Annotated in this window: 24 protein-coding genes; 13 read left to right on the top strand and 11 right to left on the bottom strand. The window is 36.5% G+C overall.

What is annotated here, in order from left to right:
- The first annotated feature begins 60 nt into the window (after positions 1–60).
- Both ODE14_RS09500 and ODE14_RS09495 read left to right on the top strand, forming a co-directional pair.
- Positions 61–1287: an MFS transporter gene (locus ODE14_RS09500; RefSeq protein WP_248391630.1), complete on the top strand. Its 1227-nt coding sequence runs from the start codon at positions 61–63 to the stop codon at positions 1285–1287.
- A gap of 471 nt (positions 1288–1758) precedes the next feature.
- On the top strand, positions 1759–3789 hold the full coding sequence (locus ODE14_RS09495; protein ID WP_263601276.1) for a TonB-dependent receptor: 2031 nt from the start codon (positions 1759–1761) through the stop codon (positions 3787–3789).
- A gap of 43 nt (positions 3790–3832) precedes the next feature.
- Here the strand turns inward: ODE14_RS09495 and ODE14_RS09490 are convergent, their stop codons facing one another.
- Positions 3833–4795: a YpdA family putative bacillithiol disulfide reductase gene (locus tag ODE14_RS09490; RefSeq protein WP_263601275.1), complete on the bottom strand. Its 963-nt coding sequence runs from the start codon at positions 4793–4795 to the stop codon at positions 3833–3835.
- A 151-nt stretch (positions 4796–4946) separates the two neighbouring features.
- On the opposite strand from ODE14_RS09490, the gene ODE14_RS09485 reads away from it, so the two are divergent.
- Positions 4947–5591: a hypothetical protein gene (locus ODE14_RS09485; RefSeq protein WP_263601274.1), complete on the top strand. Its 645-nt coding sequence runs from the start codon at positions 4947–4949 to the stop codon at positions 5589–5591.
- Between the two features lie 144 nt (positions 5592–5735).
- Here ODE14_RS09485 and ODE14_RS09480 read toward each other — a convergent pair whose 3' ends face one another.
- The 8 genes from ODE14_RS09480 to ODE14_RS09445 all read right to left on the bottom strand — a co-directional run bounded on the left by ODE14_RS09480 (position 5736) and on the right by ODE14_RS09445 (position 13363).
- Positions 5736–7046, bottom strand: a complete 1311-nt coding sequence (locus ODE14_RS09480; RefSeq protein WP_263601273.1) for a glycosyl transferase family 1 — start codon at positions 7044–7046, stop codon at positions 5736–5738.
- Positions 7047–7203: 157 nt separating this feature from the next.
- Complete coding sequence (locus tag ODE14_RS09475) at positions 7204–7611, bottom strand: GxxExxY protein (protein ID WP_263601272.1); 408 nt, start codon at positions 7609–7611, stop codon at positions 7204–7206.
- Between the two features lie 37 nt (positions 7612–7648).
- Positions 7649–10183: a hypothetical protein gene (locus ODE14_RS09470; protein WP_263601271.1), complete on the bottom strand. Its 2535-nt coding sequence runs from the start codon at positions 10181–10183 to the stop codon at positions 7649–7651.
- A gap of 10 nt (positions 10184–10193) precedes the next feature.
- Entirely contained in the window at positions 10194–10433 is a 240-nt protein-coding gene (locus tag ODE14_RS09465; protein WP_072885326.1) for a hypothetical protein, read from the bottom strand.
- An 85-nt stretch (positions 10434–10518) separates the two neighbouring features.
- Positions 10519–11571, bottom strand: a complete 1053-nt coding sequence (locus ODE14_RS09460; protein ID WP_263601270.1) for a DUF6263 family protein — start codon at positions 11569–11571, stop codon at positions 10519–10521.
- A 36-nt stretch (positions 11572–11607) separates the two neighbouring features.
- The gene (rlmB, locus tag ODE14_RS09455; RefSeq protein ID WP_248391640.1) at positions 11608–12357 is read right to left on the bottom strand and encodes a 23S rRNA (guanosine(2251)-2'-O)-methyltransferase RlmB; all 750 of its coding nucleotides are present in this window, start codon (positions 12355–12357) and stop codon (positions 11608–11610) included.
- 116 nt (positions 12358–12473) lie between these two features.
- Positions 12474–12860: a four helix bundle protein gene (locus tag ODE14_RS09450; protein ID WP_263601269.1), complete on the bottom strand. Its 387-nt coding sequence runs from the start codon at positions 12858–12860 to the stop codon at positions 12474–12476.
- 32 nt (positions 12861–12892) lie between these two features.
- Positions 12893–13363 carry a DinB family protein gene (locus ODE14_RS09445; RefSeq protein ID WP_263601268.1) on the bottom strand — a complete coding sequence of 157 codons (471 nt, stop codon included), beginning with the start codon at positions 13361–13363 and terminating at the stop codon, positions 12893–12895.
- A 250-nt stretch (positions 13364–13613) separates the two neighbouring features.
- Here ODE14_RS09445 and ODE14_RS09440 point away from each other — a divergent pair, with 250 nt between their 5' ends.
- From ODE14_RS09440 to ODE14_RS09395, 10 genes are all read left to right on the top strand, one after another.
- Positions 13614–14618: an AAA family ATPase gene (locus tag ODE14_RS09440; protein ID WP_263601267.1), complete on the top strand. Its 1005-nt coding sequence runs from the start codon at positions 13614–13616 to the stop codon at positions 14616–14618.
- An 11-nt stretch (positions 14619–14629) separates the two neighbouring features.
- Positions 14630–15076 carry a GNAT family N-acetyltransferase gene (locus ODE14_RS09435; RefSeq protein ID WP_263601266.1) on the top strand — a complete coding sequence of 149 codons (447 nt, stop codon included), beginning with the start codon at positions 14630–14632 and terminating at the stop codon, positions 15074–15076.
- A 105-nt stretch (positions 15077–15181) separates the two neighbouring features.
- Positions 15182–16045 (top strand): DUF58 domain-containing protein, encoded by an 864-nt coding sequence (locus ODE14_RS09430; protein WP_263601265.1) that lies wholly within the window; start codon positions 15182–15184, stop codon positions 16043–16045.
- Positions 16046–16112: 67 nt separating this feature from the next.
- Positions 16113–17009, top strand: a complete 897-nt coding sequence (locus tag ODE14_RS09425; protein WP_263601264.1) for a BatD family protein — start codon at positions 16113–16115, stop codon at positions 17007–17009.
- The gene (locus tag ODE14_RS09420; protein WP_263601263.1) at positions 17002–17994 is read left to right on the top strand and encodes a VWA domain-containing protein; all 993 of its coding nucleotides are present in this window, start codon (positions 17002–17004) and stop codon (positions 17992–17994) included. Before ODE14_RS09425 ends, ODE14_RS09420 begins: the two co-directional genes overlap by 8 nt.
- Positions 17994–19001, top strand: coding sequence for a vWA domain-containing protein (locus ODE14_RS09415; protein ID WP_263601262.1), 1008 nt, complete (start codon positions 17994–17996; stop codon positions 18999–19001). Before ODE14_RS09420 ends, ODE14_RS09415 begins: the two co-directional genes overlap by 1 nt.
- A gap of 88 nt (positions 19002–19089) precedes the next feature.
- Positions 19090–19830, top strand: coding sequence for a tetratricopeptide repeat protein (locus tag ODE14_RS09410; protein WP_263601261.1), 741 nt, complete (start codon positions 19090–19092; stop codon positions 19828–19830).
- Positions 19830–21575, top strand: a complete 1746-nt coding sequence (locus ODE14_RS09405; RefSeq protein ID WP_263601260.1) for a BatD family protein — start codon at positions 19830–19832, stop codon at positions 21573–21575. The genes ODE14_RS09410 and ODE14_RS09405 overlap by 1 nt, the downstream gene beginning before the upstream one ends.
- A 44-nt stretch (positions 21576–21619) precedes the next feature.
- Positions 21620–22222, top strand: coding sequence for a MarC family protein (locus ODE14_RS09400; RefSeq protein WP_072885314.1), 603 nt, complete (start codon positions 21620–21622; stop codon positions 22220–22222).
- A 5-nt stretch (positions 22223–22227) separates the two neighbouring features.
- On the top strand, positions 22228–22422 hold the full coding sequence (locus tag ODE14_RS09395; protein WP_263601259.1) for a hypothetical protein: 195 nt from the start codon (positions 22228–22230) through the stop codon (positions 22420–22422).
- Between the two features lie 101 nt (positions 22423–22523).
- Here the strand turns inward: ODE14_RS09395 and ODE14_RS09390 are convergent, their stop codons facing one another.
- Complete coding sequence (locus ODE14_RS09390) at positions 22524–22934, bottom strand: hypothetical protein (RefSeq protein WP_263601258.1); 411 nt, start codon at positions 22932–22934, stop codon at positions 22524–22526.
- A 7-nt stretch (positions 22935–22941) separates the two neighbouring features.
- Positions 22942–23481 carry a TlpA family protein disulfide reductase gene (locus ODE14_RS09385; protein WP_263601257.1) on the bottom strand — a complete coding sequence of 180 codons (540 nt, stop codon included), beginning with the start codon at positions 23479–23481 and terminating at the stop codon, positions 22942–22944.
- Positions 23482–23504: the final 23 nt, after the last annotated feature.

The raw sequence follows: 23504 nt of genomic DNA, 5'->3' as shown, positions 1-23504 counted from the left end.
AAGAGTCCCGAGGGACTACTTAAACCAAAATAGGATAAAGTCCTATTAAAATATAAAATCATGAAACTTATATATTTATATACCAACTCATTCAAAGGGCTTTCCAAAGAAAGCTGGATGCTGGCGCTGGTGATGCTCATCAACCGGGCCGGTTCCATGGTACTTCCTTTTTTGGGAGTATACATGACCAATCATTTGCATTTCAGCATAGAAAATACCGGAATTGTGCTGAGCTTTTTCGGGATTGGTTCCGTTATAGGCTCCTGGCTTGGCGGATTTATTACCGATAAGATTGGGGAATATAAAGTACAGTCTTTCAGTTTACTGCTGAGTGTCCCCTTATTCTGCCTGATTCCTGTTTTCAAGACAGAAGTTGGGGTTGCAGCTATTATTTTGATTCAGAGTATTGTAAGCGACGCTTTTCGGCCGGCCAACTCCGTTGCCATCACCAAATATGCAAAACCCGAAAACATAACGCGGGCATTTTCATTAAACCGGATGGCGGTCAATTTAGGGTTTTCCATTGGTCCTGCTTTGGGTGGAATTTTATCAGCGATTTCTTACGAGTTTCTCTTCTTTGCGAATGCGTTTACAGCTTTATCAGCCGGAATTCTGTACATTGTTTTTTTTAAAAAACGAAATAAACTTGCCAGACTGAAAGCCAAAAAAATAAAAGAAGTGATTGAAATTAAAAAAGACCGCTCGCCGTACCGCGACAGTAAATTTTTACTATACTGTTTCTTCTGTATGCTCTTTTCCATCTGCTTTTTCCAGTTGTTCAGTACTTTGACTATCTTTTATAAAGACACGGCTCATCTCAGTCAGCAGAGTATCGGTTACATTCTTGGCTATAGCGGATTTCTTGTGGTTCTGCTGGAAATGGGACTCGTTCAGGTGGCGGAAAAGTATTTCAGTCTTGCGGTGACCATGTTTCTGGGAACTTTTATCTGTGGACTTTCCTATGCAATGCTGGGTTTTGATCACGGGATGCTTACTCTTGTCCTTTCAATGAGTTTGCTGTGTGTTGGTGAAATCTGGGCGCTGCCTTTTATGGTAACCATTACGGCATTGCGGTCCGGTAAAAACAACAAAGGTGCTTACATGGGACTGAACGGAATATCATTCTCCATCGCATTTATCATAACCCCATATCTTGGAACTTTAATAGCAGAAAAGCTCGGCTTTACAACATTGTGGATGGGGACCGGAATTTTAGCAACAGCGATTGCCATTGCATTTTATTTCATTGTTCCTTGGATGATTGGCGACAGAAAACACGCTGAATAATTTTGGGCGTGTCCCTCATTCCAAAGCTAAACCTCATAGGTTTAAAAACCTATGAGGTTTCCTCTACAAATTCGGGTCGGGCTGCTTTGGGGTCCGCTTCGCTTCCGTACTCGCTCGTTCCTCACTCGCACCGGCTCCTGCGTCGCCGCCCGCCGCATCCCTCACGCGAGAAGTCATATCAAAAAAGCTTGTCAAAATACAAATTGACAGGCTTTTATAAAAAAAACATGAATATATTTCAATGAATTAATTTCAAATATTAGTACAGCTTCTTATTCTGTAAAAATCTCAACAATATCTAAATTCACAATAATTAACATTAAGAAATCTAGGCTAAGAAGAATTAAGAAAATACATTAATTAAATAATCTGCGTAAATCCGTGAAATCAGCGGGAAATGCTTCGCAACGTAATTAATAAAATTTTAAAAGTATTAGAATAAAAAGAACAATTTTTGCTTACAATTAGACAATGAAAAAAGTCTACATTCTTCTACCCATCATTTCTACAACTTTCCTATCGGCGCAGAAAAGAGACTCTGCACAATTGATCTCAGAAGTACAGATTGATGCGTACAAAAAGCCGACAGCTTTTATTTCTTCCACCAAATCAGTGTCTGTCGTTTCACAAAATCTGCTCAACCAGAATCCCCCAGAAAGAATGCTGGAATCCATCAACCAGATCTCCGGTGCAAGGATGGAAGAACGTTCCCCCGGAAGTTATAGGATTTCACTTCGAGGAAGTACCCTTCGTTCGCCTTTTGGAGTGCGGAATGTAAAGGTATATCTTGACGATTTTATCCTTTCGGATGCTTCGGGCAATACTTATTTTAATATAATTTCTCCCGAACTCATCAACAGAATGGAAATTTATAAAGGTCCGGAAAGCGGCGATTACGGTGCCGTCACAGGCGGAACCGTACTGCTGAAAACATCAGATTCTGAAAAGATGTCAGCTAATCTCGCAACAGGAAGTTACGGAACATTTAACCAGAGCTTTAATCTTTCCAGGCAACTGGGAAAACATTTTGTTGAAATTTTTCAGAATTATTATCAGACAGATTCCTACCGCGAACAGTCTAAAGTTGTACGAAAACAGATATTCCTGAAAGATCATTTTCAATATGCACAGAACGGCTCGCTGAAGGCTATGATTCTGTATGCTGATCTTGATTACCAGACGCCCGGTGGACTTACTCTTGAGCAGATGCAGATGAATCGGAAACAGGCAAGACCTGCAACCAAAACACTTCCCGGTGCGGCAGATCAGGATGCAGGAATTCGTAATAAGATGATTTTGGCAGGACTTTCAAACGAGTATAGTTTTAATAGGAATTTTTCACATTTCATTCTTGTTCAGGGATCTTACGTAGATTTTGAAAATCCATTTATTACCAATTTCGAAAATCGTTTCGAGAAAAATTTTGCTCTGCGTACTCATTTCAATTATGAAAGAAACTGGGAACATATTTCATTGGCATATCGCTTTGGATTTGAAGGAGGAATCAATGATATTATCGTTAAAAACTACGATAACAACAGAGGAATTCAGGGTAATCCGCAGAATTTTGACAAGATTAAAAACACTTCAGGATTTTATTTTATTTCCCAAAAATTAAATATTGATGAAAAACTTTTTACGGATATTTCTTTAAGTCTGAATTCAAACTCTTACGATTGGGAAAGGTCTTTTCCGGATGTCGGGCAGGGAAAAGTAAGCTTTAAAAACCAGTGGCTGCCCAATTTTGGACTGAATTATTCTCTGTCCAAAGGGGTTTCAGTGCGTGCAAAAGTAGGGAAGGGCAATTCGGCACCGACGAATGAGGAGATACGTGCATCAGATCAGCAGTTTAATGCAGATCTCAAACCGGAATATGGTTGGAATAAAGAATTCGGAATCCGAAAACAGTTTGGAAATGCAGTTTTTGTGGAGGGAAGTTATTTTGATTTCAGGATGAAAGATGCAATTGTCAGACGGCAGAATGATGCTGGACAGGAATTTTTTGTTAATTCCGGGGAAACTGTTCAGAAAGGCTTGGAACTCTTGATAGAATCCAAAAGTTTTAACCTTAAAAATAATATTTTCAGCTTTTTTAAATTCAGAATGTCGGGAAGTTTTTACCGGTTTACCTTTGAAAATTACCGCCAGAACGATGCAGATTATTCAGGAAATGATCTGACAGGTGTTCCAAGAACGACTGTAAACAGCCTGCTGAACTTTGTTTTGTTTAAAAAACTTGCTGTAGATTATTCACATTTTTACACCTCAAAAATCCCACTAAACGATGCCAATTCTGTATGGTCAGAACCTAGTCTTGTTGGAAATATCCAGTTCAGATTTCCTTTTGAGTTTGACAGGACAAGACTAAATTTGTTCTTGCAGATACAGAATCTTTATAATGAAGATTATGTTTCCGGCTTTGATATCAATGCTTTCGGGAATCGCTATTATAATCCCGCTGCTAAAAGGAATTTTGTTCTTGGTGCAAAGATGGATTTTTAAGTAATTGCGAACGAGTGCTGGAATTCTTACCGTGAATTGCCTATTACTTTGAAAGAATATGCTGAACAATCATTTCCGCATGAATTCTGGAATTTTCAATAAACCAGAGATGGGTATCTTTTCCTCCGCATACAACCCCGGCAAGATATAACTTCGGAATGTTGGTTTCCATTGTTTCATTATCGTACAAAGGGTTGAGACATTCTCCCTGTAGTTCAATTCCTGAATTTCTGAGGAAGTCGAAGTCGGGAAGATAGCCTGTCATCGCCAGCACAAAATCATTTTCGATTTCATGAATTTCACCTTTTTCATTTTTAAAAATGACTGTTTTTTCCTTAATTTCAAGAAGTTCTGCATTAAAATGAGCGCTAATACTTCCTTCTGCAATTCTGTTTTCAATATCTGGTTTTACCCAATATTTTACACTCTTGGAAATTTCAGAATGACGGATAATCATTGTCACTTCTGCTCCTTTTCTGTAAGTTTCCAGGGCTGCATCAACCGCAGAATTACTGGAGCCTACAACAACGATTTTCTGTTTCGCGTATGGATAAGGTTCGGTATAATAATGTTTTACTTTAGGAAGATCTTCTCCCGGAATATTCATCAGATTCGGAATATCATAGAAACCGGTTGATATGATTACATTCTTTGCAGAATATTTTCCTTTGGTAGTTTCAATGTCAAAGAGATCATTTTCTCTGGAAACTTTTTCTACCTTTTCATAAAGATTGATATTGACATTCCGTTGTCTTGTAATTCCCTGGTAATATTCCAAAGCTTCCTGCCTTCCGGGTTTCGGAGCGGTAGAAATGAATGGGATTCCATCGATTTCAAGTTTTTCTGCGGTAGAAAAGAAACGCATATACAAAGGATAATTGTATAAAGAATTAACAATCGTTCCTTTTTCGATGATGAGATAGCTTAAATTATTTTTCTGTGCTTCCAGAGCGCAATTCAGTCCGATCGGCCCACCTCCAATGATAAGAATATCCAACGTTTCCATTTCACAAAATTACAAAAAACAAGCCATGTAAGCATTTTAACAGTCTTCAAAAATAATAATCTTGATAATTTAGATCTATCCTGCAAATCTCATAAAATAGACAATAAATGTGGTATCGTTTTTGGTGAATTTAGCCAATACTCTTAAAATCATGAGAAAAATAATGTTTTCGATTATCATTTTTGGTGTCGTTGCTTGTAAAAAAAATCCTGAAAAATTTGTCAATGATCGTCCTGATTCTGTAACTAATATTGATGATAATCAACAAAATAAAAGTGTTGTCAATACATCGTTAAACAAAGAAGAATCTCTTAAAAAACTGAATGAAGGTATTATTCAGGCATTAAAAGATAAAAATTATCAAAGATTAGCAGCATATATTCATCCTCAGAAAGGAGTGCGGTTTTCCATGTATGCATTTGTAAATCCCGAACAGGATAAGAAGTTTTCAAAATCAGATTTTGAAAAATATCTTCCTTCCAAAACAATTTTCACCTGGGGAGCACTGGACGGAAGTGGTGATCTGTATAAAGCTACAATCAGTGATTATTTAAGGAAATGGGTATATTCAGAAGATTTTGCAGCAGGCCAGGTTTCATTAAATGAATTTCAGGGCAGCGGAAACTCACTGAATAATCTAAAAAAGATTTATCCAAAAGCGGATTTCACGGAAAATTTTCTTAAAGGTTCCGATGCCAATAGCGGTATGGACTGGAAATGTCTTCGTCTTGTTTTTGAAGAATTTCAAGGGAAATATTATCTTGTGGCGGTTATTAATGACCAGTGGACGATCTAAATGATTACTTTTAAGCACTGCAGGCCAGTGTGACAAAGCTAATTCTAAAGTTTATGCATTATCACGCTGAGCTTGTCGAAGCCTTATAATTAAATAAAAATCTCTGGCTCAACTTTAATCTTATCCTTAACCTTTAGTAATTTCTTACTCTAAAATTTCGGACAGCCTCTTCGTAAGATTTCTTCTGGAAAACTGCTCAATATTTGTTGTATTTTCAGCAGAATATCCATTTTTCCAAAGGGCAAACTTCTCTAAAATAAACTCTTTGATCGTATCGGAATCCTGGTAGCTGAAATGATTTCCCGCCTGGGTTTCATTTAATATTCTTGAAACATCGGCATCATCCGGTCCAAAAGAAATAATCTGTTTTCCGGTTGCAAGATATTCGAAAATTTTTCCCGGAATAATACCTTTGGAAGATTCGTTCGGAAAATTGGTAATCAATAGAATATCGGAAGTCTGCATTTCTTCAATTGCTTTATCGTGCGACAAATAGCCAAGATTCAGGATGTGATTTTTTAAGGCTGAATTTTCTAAATCTGCTAAAATTTTATCGTCAATTCTTCCTGCAAATTTCAAGACAAAACTTTCAGCAAAATCGGCATTCTGACGTATAAGATCATTAAGTGCTTTCCAGAGGTTTTCCGGATTTCTGAGCTGTTCGAGTACACCGATATAACTCAATGTGAAAGTTGAAGTGTTTGAGGGTCGGGTCGTTTTAGAGTTTGAGCTTATTGTTGGGGAATCGGTTTCATCAAATCCATTTGTAATACAAAAAGAATTGGCTCCGTTTTTCCTGAAATTTTCTGCGTCGGTATAACTTGTAGCCAGAGTAATATCAGCATTTCTGAAGACTTCGCTTTCCATTTGGCGATGCTTCCTGTCCGAACTTTTGGTTAATTTCAGATGTTTGTAATAGGAAATTTCTGTCCAGGGATCTCTGAAATCGGCAATCCATTTTAGGTGAGGAAGCTTTTTTTTGAGGTTTAAACCAATCAGGTGTAAAGAATGCGGCGGTCCCGACGTTACAACGACATCTATTTTGTTTTCTTTTAAATAGTGTTCTAAAAATTTTACGGAAGGTTTCACCCAGAAAACTCTCGCATCAGGAATGAAAAAATTACCTCTTACCCAGATCGAAAGCCTGGATTTCCAGCTCTGGTTTTTGCCAACGTCAAATTGCCCGGCTTTGAACTTTTTATTGCTTTTGTTAAGTTTTTCGGCGAGCTGATAAGGCTCCCAGATTTTTGTCTGTACGATTTCCAGATCTTTCGGAACATCTTTTATAAGGCTGTCATCCAGCAAAGGATAACTCGGGTTTTCGGGGGTATAGACAATTGGTTTCCAACCGAATTCAGGGAGATATTTTGCAAACTTCAGCCACCTCTGAACACCGGGCCCTCCCGCCGGCGGCCAGTAATAGGTGATGATGAGTATTTTTTTCGGAGAGTTCATTTATAATTATTTTTAACCGCAAAAGATGCAAAAGATGCTTGTTGTTTTAGTGTTCAAAAGAGAGCAAAACTCAAAGAATACATTTTGCAAACTTTTGAATAAACTTTTCAATATTATCTTCTTTTATTTCTTTTGCAGTTAAATGATATATTATTTTTTAGTCATATTGATCAAAGTACTTATTTATAAATGTTTCCTGACCAAAATGATAAATATTTTTAACATTAAAATTTACAAGAATTCCTTTTGGAGCTTTTAATAAATTGATGTAATTTATAACCTGGGCTTTATGGATTTCCAAGATAGATGATACGGATTTTATTTCCAGAACAATTAAATCTTCAATTAAAAAATCGCATTTAAAATCACAATTTAAATTTTCATTTTTGTAAACCACAGGAATTTGAAATTCAGATTTGTATTCAAAATTTCTTAATTTAAATTCCTTTTCCAAAGCTCTATGATACACAATTTCTGCCAGTCCTGCACCCAAGATCTTATGAACCTCAATGCAGGCTCCGTTAATTCTATAGGTAAGATCGGTTATGTACTTTTGGGTAATCATCAATATACAGCTTTTCAGAATTTAAACCTCTAAAATACTAAATAGCCTCAACTTGTCTTTTGTCTCTTTTGCGGTAAAGAACATAAATTCCGACTCCACTCAAAAGAATAAACAATCCGAAGCAAATTAATGAAATCCACTTACCTTTTTCAATCACTTCCGGTTCGAAAACCATTCTTATATCATGTTTTCCTGCAGGAACGTGTACTGCACGAAGAAGGTAATCTGCCTTTATATACGGAACTTCTTTCTCATCAATAAAGAACTTCCAGCCATGTGGATAATAGATCTCGGAAAATACAGCGAGCTGCGGTGTTTTTGATTGAGATTTGAATTCCAGTTCGTTGGGTTGATAATTTGTTAAGTTGATAAACGCTGTTGGATCTGCCTGAACCGTTTTGCCTTCAAAATATTTTTTGTCTGAAGCGGCAATAACTGCTGTTTTCTTGCTGTCTATTACTCCAATGGATTTAATTTCCTGATTGGGCGACTCTACAAATTGAAGATTACTCACAAACCATGCATTTCCGTTGGCTTTCGGATTGGCAATAGCCTGCGGCTGTTCAGGACCACCTAACACAAGATATTTTGCATTTAAGAGATTAAGGATATTCGGAACTCTTACCGAATCCATGATCTGGAAATATTCGTTGATCACGTCATCATATCTTCTCAGTTTCACTGCGTGATATCCACCGATGGAAGATTTAAAGTAAGAGGTATTTGTTTCGCTGAACGTTCCTAAAATATTATTGAAAATCCTGTAATGTGTTTTATCCTTTTCCGCGATGGTTTCCAGCGTTTTGTTTACATTTACATTCGCAAGAATAGGTTCCAGATTCGGATTGCCCTGAACTTTTTCCGCCATTAAGTCTGAACTTTCCGTTTGGAAAGGATTTTCTGCAAAGATCTTATCCACATAATTATCGTCATTCAGATAACGCTTATTTACAGTCCATAGATCGAATAAGCTTACGACACCAATGATTACCAAAGCAATATTATGATTGAGTTTCTGCTTTAAAACCATGAATAAAACACCTGCTGCAATGGCAACATAGATGAATGCTTTAAGGGCATCAATCCTGAATAATTTAAACCGTTCTTCACTCAGATAATCCAAAAGGAAAGGAGGAAGATATGTTTTTTCATTTTCGGTATGGAAACCTAATAAAGATTTTCCGAAAATCAGTAAAATCAATACAAAACCCAGCGTTCCGCCTCCAACATAAAGAAGGATTTTCTGCTTATATTCCTGAGTTAGCTCATTGTCTTTGAAAAATCTGTATAATCCGATAATCGCAATTAAAGGAAATAAAAGCTCTACAACCACCAAAATAGATGACGGAGCCCTGAATTTATTATAAAAAGGAACGAAGTCAATAAAAAAGTCGGAAAGCGCCATAAAATTGCTTCCCCATGCTAAAAAGATCGTCAGAACCGTTGCTCCAAGAATCCAGTAACGGTATTTTTTCCAGGCAAAGAAAAACCCTAAAAGCGCTAAAAAGCAGACAATTGCTCCCTGATAAGCCGGCCCTGAGGTTCCGGGCTGATCTCCCCAGTATGTAAGACTGCCGAAACCTTTGGAGATCCTGTCCATCTCAGCCTGCGAACCTACATTTTCCTGAACGAGCTCCTGAACTCTGTTCATCATTTCTTTTCCTTCGGGCTCCTGGCTTCCGCCGCCCATCAGTCTTGGGATGAAAAGATTCAGTGTTTCAAGCTTTCCGTAGCTCCACATCAGCATACTTTCTTTATCCATCCCCGAATTTCCTCCGGTGTGGCTGTCGTTTGTTAAGATCTGCTTTCCACGAACCGTTTCTTTCACATATTCGGAGTTGGCCATAATTCTCTGGGAGTTCATCCCGACACCGATAATGCATGCAGCTGCGATAATTCCTGATGAAACAAGAAAATGTTTCATCGGTATTTTTTTCTGAATGGCGCGAATTAATTCAGACAAGAATAAAAATCCTAACGCAAGGAACAGATAATACGTCATCTGCGGGTGGTTCGCTGCAATCTGAAGTCCCATAAAAAGGGCGGTTACAATGAATCCCCAGATATATTGTCTCCTGATGTAGACGAGTAAAATTCCGGCAAGAAGCGGCGCAAAATATTCAATGGTATTGATTTTACCGTTGTGTCCTGCCGCAATGGCGATATAAAAATAGGTGGAAAGTCCGAAGAATGTGGCTCCCAGTAATGCGTATTTCCAGTTTCTGACGGCAACCATTCCTAACAGGAAAAAGCCGGCGAAAAGCATAAAAATATAATTGACCGGCCTAGGGAAAGAGTTAAGGGCAGAATCTATGTTTTTGATAAAGTCTCCTTTAAAACGGCTTCCCATCTGGTAAGTAGGCATGCCACCGAACATAGAGTCGCTCCAGTAGGTTTCCTTTCCGGTGTCGGCTCTGTAATCGATGAGTTCTTTTGCGCCTCCGCGATATTGCACGATATCATGCTGGAAAAGCTGTTTTCCCGTAAAAACAGGAGTGGAATATAAAAATGCTAAAACTATAAATACAATTATTGAAACTGCAATATAAATCAAGTTTTTATTTTTCGCCATGTGATGGTTATTATCTTTTATTTTCGGAATTACCTTTATCAGTACTGTCTTTTACTTCTTCGTAATCTACGGTTTCAGCATCCCAATTGATATTGTTTTTATTTGAGTTTCGTATGTCCTGCTGCTTATCATTTTGGTTATTATTGTTAAATCTGTAACTATAAAATGTTTTGAAAAAAATCCTTTTAAGGATATTCCATACAAAGAAAATAATGATCGCGGCTAATACCAGCTCAAAAATATATTTCATAATATTTAAATGTTTTGGTTCAGGGTTTAAAGTTTTGCGTTCAGATTTGAAAAACTTTAAACCCGAAACCCTGAATTTTAAACTTTTATTTTGCAGACGGATTTACCATCACAGAAGAATTGGAAACGCTTTTCATGGATTGCGATTCTTTTCCGTTTGAAATGGTTTCGATCTGTGTTGTTTTTACAGAAATATTCTGATTGCTGATCCATCCTGTATTCTGATCAAACTTTATGGTTCCGTTCTGGCTGAGTTCACTGCTTAAACTGTGCGTTACCTCACCCTGATTCTGCTTTTCCACTTTTTTAGGAATTCCTCCGGTTACGGCAATTTCAGCAATACCGTTTCCTACGCTTTTTAAAATATAGTTTGACGTTACTTTTATTTTTCCCTGTGCATCGGCATTTTCACTGTTGGTCCATTTTTCTCCTACTTTTACTCCTTTTTTCGGAATGATCGTCAGATTTTTATTAAACTGGTCTTTCAGAACTTTTTCATTGAATGATTCTTTCAGGCTTTCAATAATGCTTTCTTTCTGACTTTTATCTTTTACAATCGTTCCTATAGAATTTCCCACTTTATTGTAAACCGCATCAAAACCTGTGATAGAAATAACGTTTCCTTTGGTATCCATTTTCATATTCAGCTTATTTCCGGTAAGCGCTCTGTTGATATTCCAGATCATTTTCAGGTCGTCTTCCTTAGGAATAGGCAATTTGGTATCAACAACGATGGTCTTTCCCTGTGAGGTCTGAGAGTTTCTTTTTGAAATCAGGTTCAGTGTAATGTCATATACATTTCCTTTGATATCATTTACAGTAAAAGACATTTCATCTGTCGCCTCACTGGTTGCATTCAATGTTTTTCCGGTAGGGTCGGTCATGGTTTTGGTATCTCTCTGATAAGTAGTCAAAGGATAGGTTTTTCCTTTTTCCAGCTTGAAAGTCTGCTTGTAAATTCCCGCAGAATCTTTTATCGCTGGATTTTCTTCCACTTTTGCTACAGAATCGGCAGGTACTTCCACCGTAATTGTTTTTCCGGTTTTAGGATCTACTTTCGTTATTTTTGCCGTTTCTTTTTTATTACATGAAACTAAAGCTATCGTTGAGATCAGCGCTAATGCTGCTATATTTTTCATTGAATTTTTTTTAAATTTACTATTTCTTTATAGGTACTACAATCCTGCTTTTGCAGTCATTTTCTGTCTTACCGCTTCATACAGGATCGCTCCACAAGCCACGGAAACGTTCAGTGACTGGGTTTTTCCCTCAATCGGTAATTTTATTTTTTCATCCGAATGATGAAGGACTTCTTTTGAAATTCCTGTTTCCTCATTACCCATTACCACGGCACAAGGCTCGTTGAAATTAACATCATAAATGAGCTTTTCAGCTTTTTCGCTCGCTGCAAATACCGATATACCGCTCTGTTGAAGAAAATCTACCACATGAGCAAGGTTGGGTGCTTTGCAGATTTTAACATTATAAAGAGCTCCTGCAGATGTTTTTATAGCATCGGAATTAATTGGAGCGGCTCCTTTTTCAGGAATGATTACAGCGTCAACTCCCACACATTCTGCCGTTCTGCAGATCGCTCCGAAATTTCGGACGTCTGTTAACCGGTCTAAAATGAGTAAGAAAGGCGTTTTCCCTTCTTCAAATAATTGAGGAACAATATCTTCCACTTTATGAAAAGGAACATCTGAAATAAAAGCCACCACACCTTGATGGTTTTTTCTTGTAAAACGGTTCAGTTTTTCAACCGGAACGTAATTGGGACGGATTTTATTTTTGGCTAAAATTGCTTTAAGTTCAGCATAAATAGGTCCCTGAAGTGCATTCTGCACAAAGACCTTGTCAATTGTTTTTCCTGCTTCTATAGCTTCAATTACGGGACGCAGCCCGAAAATAAAATCGTCTTTCATTGAATAATTTTTATGTTTAAGGTTCAAAGTTCAATGTTTAAAGTTTAATGTTTTAAATTTTCTGTTTAAAATAATCCGGTTCACATTAATGACCTTCAACTTTAAATCATAAATCATTATGGTTTATACTTTGTTCCTTTTAAATCTGTAATATTTAAATATTTTATGAATGAGCCTATTTTTCGGCTCAAAACTTCTGTTTGATCTTTTAAGGCCTCAAACTTTTCCTGTGAAATGAAATTTCTGTCAAACACTCGGTATAATTGTGATCTTGTTTCTCCACAAGACGCTTTGGCGATAGACAGAAACTGAATAAATTCTTTATTTCCATTTCTTTCAAATCCTTCTGCAATATTATCCATAACCGAACCTGAAGAGCTGTCAATCTGATTGCAAAGTTTATTTTTAAGATTAGTAGATTCAATAATTTCGTAGATGTCTTTACACAATTCACGTGAAAGTTTCCAAATTTCTAAATCTTCAAATCTATTTACTGTTGCCATAAATCTTAAACTTTAAACTCAAAACATTGAACCTAATATTTTTCTCCTAAAATTGCTCTTTTTTGTGCCATTGCATAGCCGTAATGCAGGCTTTCGTGCATGTTGTTGAAAATGATGGCGTCCTGAATGCTTTTAAGATCCATTCCGAAACTTGTGGTGTACGGAGTGTAATCTGAAAAGAAATCGCTGTCATAATCCCTCATTAAAATCTTTGAAGTTTCCGTTAGTAAGAACTCAAGATCTTCCACTTCAGACTTCTGAACATTCAGATTGGGCAAAGTACCTTTTTTATAAGTTTCAATCCAGTATTTATCAATTCTGAAAGGATTACCGCTAAGGTAATAATGCAGAAGCTGCTGGGTAGCAACGGTATGCGCAATATTCCAGTAAATGTTGTTATTGAAACCATCCGGAATCAGCAGAAGATCTTCATGAGAAGTATTCTGTAAAATATCCAGAAGGTTCTTCCGTACTTGTCTGTGGGCTTGAAAATGATAATTCACTTTGCAAAATTTTTAATCACCAAAAATAGTTTAATAAACTGGAAATGACAATTTTTGAACAGGTGATTCAGTTAAAATTTATATATTTTTATGAAAATATCTTTATTATAGAAGGCAATCAAGATCATGTTTGTTTTTCAATATCACATTAATGCCAGAATATTTAACAAACTTTAACTCAAAAATAGCATTGTTTGGGTTGATTTATGCAAGTATTTATTAGAAATTTACCAATTATTTTAATTAGACTATGTCAGATACATATCAAGCAGAAGATATTCGTCAGCTAACTGAGCAGGTAAGAGAAGTCAATTTCCATTTTTCCCGTCTCCGCGAAGAAATCAATAAAGTAATCATCGGTCAGGAGTATATGATTGACCGTCTTTTGGTCGGTCTTTTAGGGAATGGACACGTTCTTTTGGAGGGTGTTCCCGGACTGGCAAAAACACTTGCCATAAAAACACTTGCAGATGCTGTTGACGGTGAATTCTCAAGAATTCAGTTTACTCCGGATCTGTTGCCTGCCGATGTGGTGGGAACCATGATTTACAATGTTAAAGAAAATGATTTTTCCATAAAAAGAGGTCCTGTTTTTGCCAATTTCGTACTGGCAGATGAGATCAACCGTGCCCCCGCGAAAGTTCAGTCGGCTCTTTTAGAGGTAATGCAGGAAAAGCAGGTAACCATAGGTGACGAAACGATGAAGCTGCCGAAGCCGTTCCTGGTGTTGGCGACACAAAATCCTATAGATCAGGAAGGTACTTATCTATTGCCGGAAGCACAAAGCGACCGTTTTATGCTGAAATGTACGATTGATTACCCCAAATTTGAAGATGAAAGAACGGTAATGAGAATGGTGTCAACTTCGCATCAGCCCTCGGTAAAACCTGTAATTTCTCTTGAGCATATCGTTGCTGCAAAAGAACTGATTAACCAGATTTACCTTGACGAAAAAATAGAAAAATATATCTTGGATATGGTCTTTGCAACCCGTTTTCCTGAAAATTATGGTCTTTCGGAGCTTAAAAATTATATCAGTTTCGGGGCATCGCCGAGAGCATCAATTAATTTGGCTATCGCTTCAAGAGCGTATGCATTCCTTAAAGGAAGAGCTTTTGTCATTCCTGAAGATGTAAAATCCCTGGCAAAAGATGTTTTAAGGCACAGAATTGGTCTTACCTTCGAAGCGGAAGCGGAAGAAATTTCATCAGAAGAAATCGTCAACAGAATCTTAGCGAAAATTCAGGCTCCGTAATGGATGAAGTGATGATTAGAAAGGCAGTTCCGGAAGATTGTCATTCTATGCTGGAACTTATCAAAGAACTTGCGGAATATGAAAAGGCATCGGGCGAAGTTATCCTCACATTAGATCGGTTCATCGAAGACGGATTTGGGGCATCTCCTGTCTGGGGAGCTTTTGTGGCTGAATATAATAGCGAAATTATCGGAATTTCTTTGTTTTACGACCGTTATTCAACCTGGAAAGGACGAAGACTTTATCTTGAAGACTTGGTCGTGACCGAAAGGTGCAGAGGAAAACAGGTGGGGAGAAAATTATTTGAAGCTACGATGGAATATGGAAAATCCGGTCGCTATAGCGGAATGGTTTTTCAGGTTTTAAACTGGAATGAGCCGGCGATTAATTTCTATAAAAAATACAGCCCGAAATTCGATGATGAATGGTTTAATGTTTCAATTGAGTTTAATGTTTAATGTTTTAGATTTAAAGTTTATTGATGCCATTAAGCCAATTTAAATTTTTAATAAAATGGAACATTTCAAACCAAAAACATTGAACCAAAAACCTTAAACAATTTTATGCAGATAAAAGATATTGTAAAAAAAGTCAAACAAATAGAAATCCGTACCCGAAAAAAGACGGAAGCTACTTTGATGGGGCAATATCACAGTGCTTTTAAAGGGCAGGGAATGACTTTCTCGGAAGTGCGTCCATATCAGTTCGGAGACGAGATCCGCAGGATCGACTGGAATAAAACAGCCCGTTTCCGTGAACCTTTCGTGAAAGTAATGGAGGAGGAGAGAGAACTCACCATGATGCTTTTGGTTGATATTTCTGCTTCAATGGATTACGGAACCAAGAATCAGCTGAAACGCGAATATGTTGCGGAAATTGCGGCAAGCCTGGGATTTTCCGCGGCAGGAAATAATGATAAAGTCGGTTTAATTCTTTTTGCTGACAAGGTTTACAGAGTAATCCCTCCTCAGAAAGGCAGAAAGCACATTCTTTCGATCATCAGTACGATTCTTACGGCAGAATATATTCCTGCAACGGCCAAAATTGATAAGGCTCTGGAATATATGATGGGTATTTTTAAAAGGAAATCTCTGGTTTTCATGTTCTCGGATTTTGAAGATGAATATGATTCCAAAATGCTGAAAGCAGCCGCTAAAAAACACCAGCTTTTAGGAATGAGGGTTTTTGACGAAAAAGATAATGAAATTCCGGATGTAGGATATACCTTGTTATATGATGCTGAAACCGGTAAACAGATATGGGCCAATACATCGAATGCAAGATGGAGGTATAATTTTGCGGAAGCTCAGAAGCAGAAACTGAGAGCGCTGGAAGATGATTTTGCCAACAGCTCAGCCAGTTTTCTTAATGTCGATACCGGTTCGGATTATTCGAAACTGTTGTATAATTATTTTCAGAAAAAATAAATATAAAAGTCAAAACCAGCCATTTTAAAAACTGAGTTTTGAACTTTAAACTTTGAATTAATTAAAATTGAAAAAACTAGTATTTATATTTTGTTTTTTACTCTGTGCAAACGCTTTTTCACAGATTCTTTCTTCGAATGTGGAAAAGAAAACCATTGCACTCGGAGAGGTGGATCATATTATTGTGACCATCAATAACCTTAATAACGAAAAGGTTTCTGCAGCTCCGGAAAATGAATTGCTTCCCTTTCATTTTGAGGAAGTGAAAGACAGCATCTCGCAGACGCAGGATATCTATTACAGGAGAATAGAATTTGCTGTTTTTGAAGAAGGGAAATTCACAATTCCTGAGCTGGAGTTCAAAGTGGGAGGAAAAATCCTGAAAACAATTCCTTATGAAATTGATGTTATCAATACTGCTCAGAAAGATGATCCGATTAATGATATCATGAATAATAAAGAGGTAAAACTTGAAGTTACCGATTACTGGCAGCTGTATAAGTTTTATATTCTGGCTGCTATTGCAGTTATCGCCCTGATTATTGCCATAATTATGTTCGTAAAATATGGAAGGAAACGAAAAGACTCACCGGTTGTAGCAACCAATCAAACCCTCAAGGAACTCGATTCTCTCCAGAAGAAAAAATACGTTGAAACCGGAAATTACCGTTCTTTTTACGTGGAACTGATTGACATTTCAAGAAAGTTTATCGCAAAACAATACCGTTTACCGGCAGATGTTTTACTAACCGATGATCTTGTAGACCTTATGAAGAAAAATAATACCATTTCCCAGGAAAACGAAAGGGTAGTAGAAGATGTATTCGTAAGAGGTGATCTTGTAAAGTTTGCAAAAACATTCCCGGATAAAGAAACAATGGAAAAAGACCTTGCTGATATAAGAGAATTCGTAAAGCGCTCATCAAAAGATTTGGAATTTGAAAATTTGAGAAAAGATGTTTGATTTTGAGTTTTACAGTCCCTGGTTTTTACTGCTTTTCCTGCTGTTGATTCCTGTTCTGATCCGGGACGTCAGCAGTCAGCAGAGAAAAGGAATTAAAGTTCCTACCGTTAGCAATATGGGAGAAAGCGGAGGAATCCGTTTCGTGATGTTTTTGCTGAAATTTTCAAAGTATATTATTCTTTCTGCATTAATTATCGCAATGGCAAGGCCTAGAACGTTTACCATCTCTCAGGACCGCGACGATACAAAAGGAATAGATATTATGCTTTCGGTGGATGTTTCATTGAGCATGCTTACAAAAGATCTCACTCCGGACCGTCTTACTGCTTTAAAAGATATCGCCGTTAAATTTGTCCAGAAACGTCCTAATGACAGAATCGGGCTCGTAACCTATTCGGGAGAGGCTTTTACAAAAGTTCCGGTAACTTCTGATCATCAGGTTGTTATCGATGAGCTACAGAACCTTAATCTTCAGGAACTTGAGCCGGGAACAGCAATTGGAGAAGGGCTTTCAGTAGCCGTGAATCACCTGAAAAACAGTAAAGCCAAAAGTAAAATTATTATTTTGATGACTGATGGAGTCAACACCATTGAAAATGCAATGCCTCCACCTATTGCCGCTGAACTTGCGAAAAATAACAATATAAAAGTCTATACTATCGGAATCGGAACTAATGGATATGCACTGATGCCTACACAGATTGATATTTTCGGAGATCTTGTTTTTACGGAAACAGAAGTGAAAATTGATGAACCTGTTTTAAAAGAAGTTGCCCAAATGACGGGAGGGAAATACTTCAGGGCAACATCAAATACAAGCCTTGAGGAAGTGTATGACGAAATTAATCAGCTAGAGAAATCTGATGTGAAAGTGGCTAAATTATTCAATTATCAGGAATATTTTAAAATCTTTCTTTGGATAGCGTTGGGAATGCTGTTTCTGGATGCACTGCTGAGATGGGTATTATATAAAATTTTAAGTTAATGGATTGGTACTTAGGTAATTATTGGTATTTGTTATTGCTGTTGCTTCTGCCGCTGTTAGCCATTTTTCTGGTCCGTTATTTAAAATGGAAAAAGAAAAAAAGGGAACTTTTTGCGGACAGTCGATTCCATCAGCATCTTTTTGAAAAACGTTCGGGTTTTACAAAGTTTTTTCCTGCTTTATATTTATTGGGAACACTTTTTCTTATTTTCTCGATCATCGATCTTCTGAGCGGTTCTGAAGAAATCAAAACCAACCAGAAACTGAATAATGTTATTTTTATGCTGGATGTTTCGAATTCCATGAATGCTGAAGATATCGACCCAAGCCGCCTTACAGAAGCGAAAAATCTTATTATCCAGACCATGCAGCGGATGAAGAGTGACAAAGTGGGAATTGTAATGTTTGCTGGACAGGCGACTTCTATTATGCCGCTTACAACAGACTATACTTCGGCAGAAACGTATGTTGGTGCTATTGAAACCAATTCCATGCAGATTCAGGGAACCGATTTTCTTAACGGGATGAAAGTCGCAGTTCAGAAATTTAAAAATGTAAATAAAGATGCCCGGAAAGTTGTCTTACTGAGTGATGGAGAAGATAATGAAGGAAATGATGACGCTGCCATAAGGCTGGCTAAAAAGGAAGGAATAATGATTACTTCCGTAGGGATAGGCTCTGATGAAGGTGCGCCGGTTCCCGAATATTCGTTTGGACAGCTGATGGGCTATAAAGCAGATATGTCCGGACAAACGGTAATTTCCAAGAGACAAACGGAAGCTTTGAAAAAAATGGCCGAATCTACGGGAGGAACGTATATTGACGGAAATAATATCAATGAAGCTCCAGAAAGGATTATCGAAGCTTTGAAAAAGAAAATAGGATCTTCTGAAACTATGGTAAAATCACAGAATGCCAATCATTATTATCAATATTTTCTGGCGGTTTCTATATTTTTCTTCTTCCTGATATATATGTTTAATCCGAAAAGAGATTTTAATGTATAACCGAAACTTTCGTTCAATGCCTACTTTAACCCAATTTTAACAATTAAGGCACTGTTTATTAACATATAAAGGAATAATTTTGCATCTGATGAATACTAAAATCATTTTTTTGTCGTTTATTACTGCCTTATTGAGCTCAGGACTACTTTTTGGGCAAAAAAACTATCGTACACTGGTGTATGAAGGCAATGAAAAATTTAACGGTAAAAATTATGATGCAGCTTCCGCAAAATATATGGAAGCCATAAAAACGAATGATAAGGATTTTGTAGCACACTATAATTTAGGCAATGCCCTTTATAAAAGTAAAAAATATGAAGAGGCAAAAGCGGAATTTGAAAAAGCCCAGAGACTTTCTCAGACCGTTCCTGATAAAGCTGCGGCACTACACAATCTCGGAAACGCTTATATGCAGACGAAACAGCCTGAAAAGGCAGCAGAATTCTATAAACAATCTCTGAAACAAAATCCTTACAGCGAGGCTACAAGAAAAAATTACGAGATAGCCAAACTGAAGGAAAAAGAAAACCAACAGAAAAAACAACAACAAAATAACTCCGGCAAAGGAGGCGGTGGCCAAAACCAGCAGAAAAATGATGATCAAAAAGGTCCCAAAGATCAAAAACAAGATCAGGGACAAGGGCAGCAGAATCAGGGACAGGGACAAGGAAATAATCCCGAGCAAAAACCTGATAATGAAGGAAAAATCCCAAAACAGCTTGAAAATCAGATACTCAATAAAGTAAGCGATAAAGAGAAAGAAACCGCCAGAAGAATTTTAAATAAAAATTCTTATTCGATGCCCGAAAGCAACGAGAAAGATTGGTGATGCAGAGCAGACTTACCTACATAATATTCCTTTTAGTATCCGTAATTTCTTATGGACAGGTAAATCTTAGCGTAACTCCCGATAAAACCACTTACACTGCAAGAGATGTCATCAACCTTACGATTGTGCTGGAAATTGAAGGCAGTGAATACAACAGCCAACAAACCAAGCTGAGGCTTCCGGATTTCTCAAAATTCAATCTCATTGGTACAGGTTCCATAACGAATGGTTTTATGGATCCGGAGACCAACACCGTAATTTCTCAATCTGTTACCCGGCTTGCCTTAGAGCCGAAACAAAAAGGAAAATTAAAAATAGGTTCGTTTCTGATTACCATCAATAATAAGATTTATAAAACCGAACCTTTCGATATTCTTATTAAAGATGTTGATAAAAAAGCTTCTGTCGCAGCAAGTTCCTCAAAAGATGTTTATCTGAATATGGAGGTGGAAGATCGAGAGGTATATCAGGATGAACCTACTATTGCAGTGCTGAAAGTATATTCCAGGAATATGGATAATCTGAGAAAGGTAAAGAATATCCGTCTTCCCAAAGATAATGATCTGGATGTATATCCGGTAAGTTTTGCAAAATCTGAAATTGATCCGTCAGATTACGGAAATATGTCATCTCAGGTACTGGCCATCTTTCTGATTTTCCCTAATGAATCAGGATATGTTGAGGTGCCCGGAGCTTCTGCTTCAATGAGTACTTTTGCGGGAAAAAATAAAATTATTTCCAATAAAGTTAAAATCAATGTTAAAAAACTTCCTGAAGATTCTCCTGAATCTTTTAAAAATGCAGTAGGAAATTTTAAGGTAAGTATTTCTAATATTTCTAAGGAAAAAGCCGAAGTGAAGAAACCCATCAGCGTCCTGGTAAAAGTAAGCGGTGAAGGTAACCTGAAAAATATGGACCTTCCAAAGCTTGCCGAATCGCCGGATTATGAAGTGTTTGCTCCTAAGATTACGTCCAATGTAAAAACGGAAATGACGGGAATGAAAGGGGAGATCCTCGCTAATTATCTTGTAATCCCTAAAAAAGCAGGAGGAATTTCTATTAAAACAGAAAATTTTTCTTTTTTTGATCCGTCTAAAAAAGAATATGTTGATCTTGGGCAGGAAGTGCTTAATGTTAATGCATTTTCACATGATCAAATCCTGGAATCGCGTACTACGGTTGAAAAAGTAAATGAATATACAAATACTTTCCTGGAGACGGTAAATACACCTGTTCTTAAGACAACATCTTTTAAAGTTAAGGAAAAAAGCAGACTGCATTGGAATATTCTTTTCATCAATATTGCTATATTAATTGCACTGTTTGTCGCTTATCTTATTTTCAAGAACTGGCAGAAAAAGCGCAGGTTACAGAAAACAGGTGAGCCTGTTGTTAAGCCATTAGGCACAATAGCAGAAGCAGAGAAAGAAATCAGGGAACAGCTGAAAACAGATGTGAATGATTATTTTAGTTATTTGGAAAATCTCAAGGATAAAGAAGATTATGAGAAGTTTTTTCAAACCTTTGAAGAATTGGATTCTGAAGTAAGAAATCAATATTTCCAGAGCTCTGCAGAAGATTTTGCCGGCTTCCTTGAAAACTATAAAGGTGCTGCAATTGCCGAAGAATACAGAAGTCTTACTCAGAAAATACAGATTGAAAAGTTTGCTCCTGTAAAATCTTCGGAAGGAATGGATATTCTCTTAAGTTCCATTGTGAATTTATATTCTCAAATTAGCAAATAGTTAATTTATTTTCATATTTTTGCGAAATTAATAATTTTAAAAGCATGGAGATTTTCAATGATTTTTCTATTAAAGAAATCGTTACCTGTTTTATGGTACTTTTTGCTGTGATCGATATCATAGGATCTGTTCCTATTATCGTAAGTCTTCAGCAGAAATTCGGTAAGATTGAAGCCGAAAGAGCTACTATTACTGCAGGTCTGATTATGCTTGTTTTCCTTTTCGTAGGAAATAAAATCCTCAAATTCATCGGGGTTGATGTTAATTCATTTGCCATTGCCGGTGCTTTCGTGATTTTTATTATCGCCTTGGAAATGATTCTGGGGATTGAAATTAACAAAACTTCCGAAGCAAGGTCTGCATCTATTGTTCCCATTGCTTTTCCTTTGGTAGCAGGAGCCGGAACTTTAACCACCACTTTGTCTCTTAAAGCTGAATTTCACGATATTAATATTATTTTTGGGATCATTCTCAATACAATTTTCGTATATTTGGTGCTGAAATCTGCAAACTGGCTTGAGAAGAAAATAGGTGATGCCACCCTGGCAATCCTGCAGAAAGTTTTCGGAATCATTCTGTTGGCAATTTCAATTAAATTATTTACCGCAAATTTTGCCGAATTGGTAAAAACATATATTAATTTTTAAGAATCATGCAGAAGTTTTATAAAGTATTTTTAATTGTATTTCTAGTGTTCATCGCAATTAATCTGTATGCGCTGGACTGGCAGACTGATTTATTATCAGAAGATAACCTGAAGTTTGTATTTTCAGCGGCTTCAGCGCTCATTGGTATTATTTTACTTTTTGTAATGAATACATGGAGTAAAGTAGGCGTTAAAAAATAAGAATTATATTACAAAATCTATATTAACCTCTTTCTTTCCCGAAAGAGGTTTTTTGTAAGCAACTAAAATCCTTTCAGAGTTACGTTCTGAAAGGATTATTATTAATTATTTATTGTCATTAAAGTTTCTTCCGAAACTTTATATTCACCTTTTTGATACACATCTTTGCTCGAAAGCAAAACTTCATAAGTATAAATACCCTTAGGTAAATTGTAAGTACACTCTTTTTCGTCTTTTTGAATGACGAATTCTTTTTTTATTTCTTCGTCTTCTATCTTCCCGTTTAGCTTTACGGTAATTTTCTCATCCATCTTATTTTTGAAACAAAAGCTATCAACAGTTTTGGCATTTGGATCTACGGTTTTTGTTCCGTTTCCTTTGAAAGCCATATAACCTTGCACCAAAATATTACCGATTGCTAAACCTTTGTCTAAACCGGACATTGTTGTTTGAGATTTTAAGTTAAGTGAAAATATTAGAATAAAGAATACAAAATAATATCTTAACCTCACATTTTAACTATTTGATTAAATTTAGTTTTTTAGAAAATTCTTGATAATTTATCCCTCCATCTTCTTTATAAACAACTTTTCCGTTTTTTATTATATAAGTTTTCGGAACAATATCTGTGTACAATAAATTATTTTTATCTTTCCCATCTAAAAAGTTTCTTATAGCCTTTCTGTAATTTCGGTTTTCAAAAGTGACATCATTAAGTTTATGTTTAGAAAGATAAGATTGAAGATCTGTACTATCCTTATCAATTGACAAAAATACTAACTTTACGTCTTTGTTTTCGGTAGCTATTTTTTGAAGAATAGGCATTTCTTCCAGACAAGGTTTACACCAAGTTGCCCAAAGATTTACAATAACCAAACCTTCTTTATTTAAATATTCTTTTTGAAAATTGCTGTTTGAAAGTTCTTTATTATCTTTAATACTTATCTCATCGTTGGCTTTCCCGAATGTTGTATTTCCTATTTTAAAACTAAATCGAGAGCCGATTAAGAATAATGCAACAATTACAACGATAACTATACCTATAACTTTTTTCATCATTTAATTATTTATTGCTAAATATA

Origin of the sequence: Chryseobacterium sp. PET-29, assembly GCF_025736815.1 — a bacterium.
Taxonomy (GTDB): domain Bacteria; phylum Bacteroidota; class Bacteroidia; order Flavobacteriales; family Weeksellaceae; genus Chryseobacterium; species Chryseobacterium nepalense.
This window is presented reverse-complemented; position numbering and strand designations above follow the sequence as displayed.

Excerpts from the sequence above, each read along its gene's own strand:
- ODE14_RS09500 (WP_248391630.1), top strand. The coding sequence starts at position 61 with ATGAAACTTATATATTTATATACCAACTCATTCAAAGGGCTTTCCAAA.
- ODE14_RS09495 (WP_263601276.1), top strand. The coding sequence starts at position 1,759 with ATGAAAAAAGTCTACATTCTTCTACCCATCATTTCTACAACTTTCCTA.
- ODE14_RS09490 (WP_263601275.1), bottom strand. The coding sequence starts at position 4,795 with ATGGAAACGTTGGATATTCTTATCATTGGAGGTGGGCCGATCGGACTG.
- ODE14_RS09485 (WP_263601274.1), top strand. The coding sequence starts at position 4,947 with ATGAGAAAAATAATGTTTTCGATTATCATTTTTGGTGTCGTTGCTTGT.
- ODE14_RS09480 (WP_263601273.1), bottom strand. The coding sequence starts at position 7,046 with ATGAACTCTCCGAAAAAAATACTCATCATCACCTATTACTGGCCGCCG.
- ODE14_RS09475 (WP_263601272.1), bottom strand. The coding sequence starts at position 7,611 with ATGATTACCCAAAAGTACATAACCGATCTTACCTATAGAATTAACGGA.
- ODE14_RS09470 (WP_263601271.1), bottom strand. The coding sequence starts at position 10,183 with ATGGCGAAAAATAAAAACTTGATTTATATTGCAGTTTCAATAATTGTA.
- ODE14_RS09465 (WP_072885326.1), bottom strand. The coding sequence starts at position 10,433 with ATGAAATATATTTTTGAGCTGGTATTAGCCGCGATCATTATTTTCTTT.
- ODE14_RS09460 (WP_263601270.1), bottom strand. The coding sequence starts at position 11,571 with ATGAAAAATATAGCAGCATTAGCGCTGATCTCAACGATAGCTTTAGTT.
- rlmB (WP_248391640.1), bottom strand. The coding sequence starts at position 12,357 with ATGAAAGACGATTTTATTTTCGGGCTGCGTCCCGTAATTGAAGCTATA.
- ODE14_RS09450 (WP_263601269.1), bottom strand. The coding sequence starts at position 12,860 with ATGGCAACAGTAAATAGATTTGAAGATTTAGAAATTTGGAAACTTTCA.
- ODE14_RS09440 (WP_263601267.1), top strand. The coding sequence starts at position 13,614 with ATGTCAGATACATATCAAGCAGAAGATATTCGTCAGCTAACTGAGCAG.
- ODE14_RS09435 (WP_263601266.1), top strand. The coding sequence starts at position 14,630 with ATGATTAGAAAGGCAGTTCCGGAAGATTGTCATTCTATGCTGGAACTT.
- ODE14_RS09430 (WP_263601265.1), top strand. The coding sequence starts at position 15,182 with ATGCAGATAAAAGATATTGTAAAAAAAGTCAAACAAATAGAAATCCGT.
- ODE14_RS09420 (WP_263601263.1), top strand. The coding sequence starts at position 17,002 with ATGTTTGATTTTGAGTTTTACAGTCCCTGGTTTTTACTGCTTTTCCTG.
- ODE14_RS09415 (WP_263601262.1), top strand. The coding sequence starts at position 17,994 with ATGGATTGGTACTTAGGTAATTATTGGTATTTGTTATTGCTGTTGCTT.
- ODE14_RS09410 (WP_263601261.1), top strand. The coding sequence starts at position 19,090 with ATGAATACTAAAATCATTTTTTTGTCGTTTATTACTGCCTTATTGAGC.
- ODE14_RS09405 (WP_263601260.1), top strand. The coding sequence starts at position 19,830 with ATGCAGAGCAGACTTACCTACATAATATTCCTTTTAGTATCCGTAATT.
- ODE14_RS09400 (WP_072885314.1), top strand. The coding sequence starts at position 21,620 with ATGGAGATTTTCAATGATTTTTCTATTAAAGAAATCGTTACCTGTTTT.
- ODE14_RS09395 (WP_263601259.1), top strand. The coding sequence starts at position 22,228 with ATGCAGAAGTTTTATAAAGTATTTTTAATTGTATTTCTAGTGTTCATC.
- ODE14_RS09385 (WP_263601257.1), bottom strand. The coding sequence starts at position 23,481 with ATGATGAAAAAAGTTATAGGTATAGTTATCGTTGTAATTGTTGCATTA.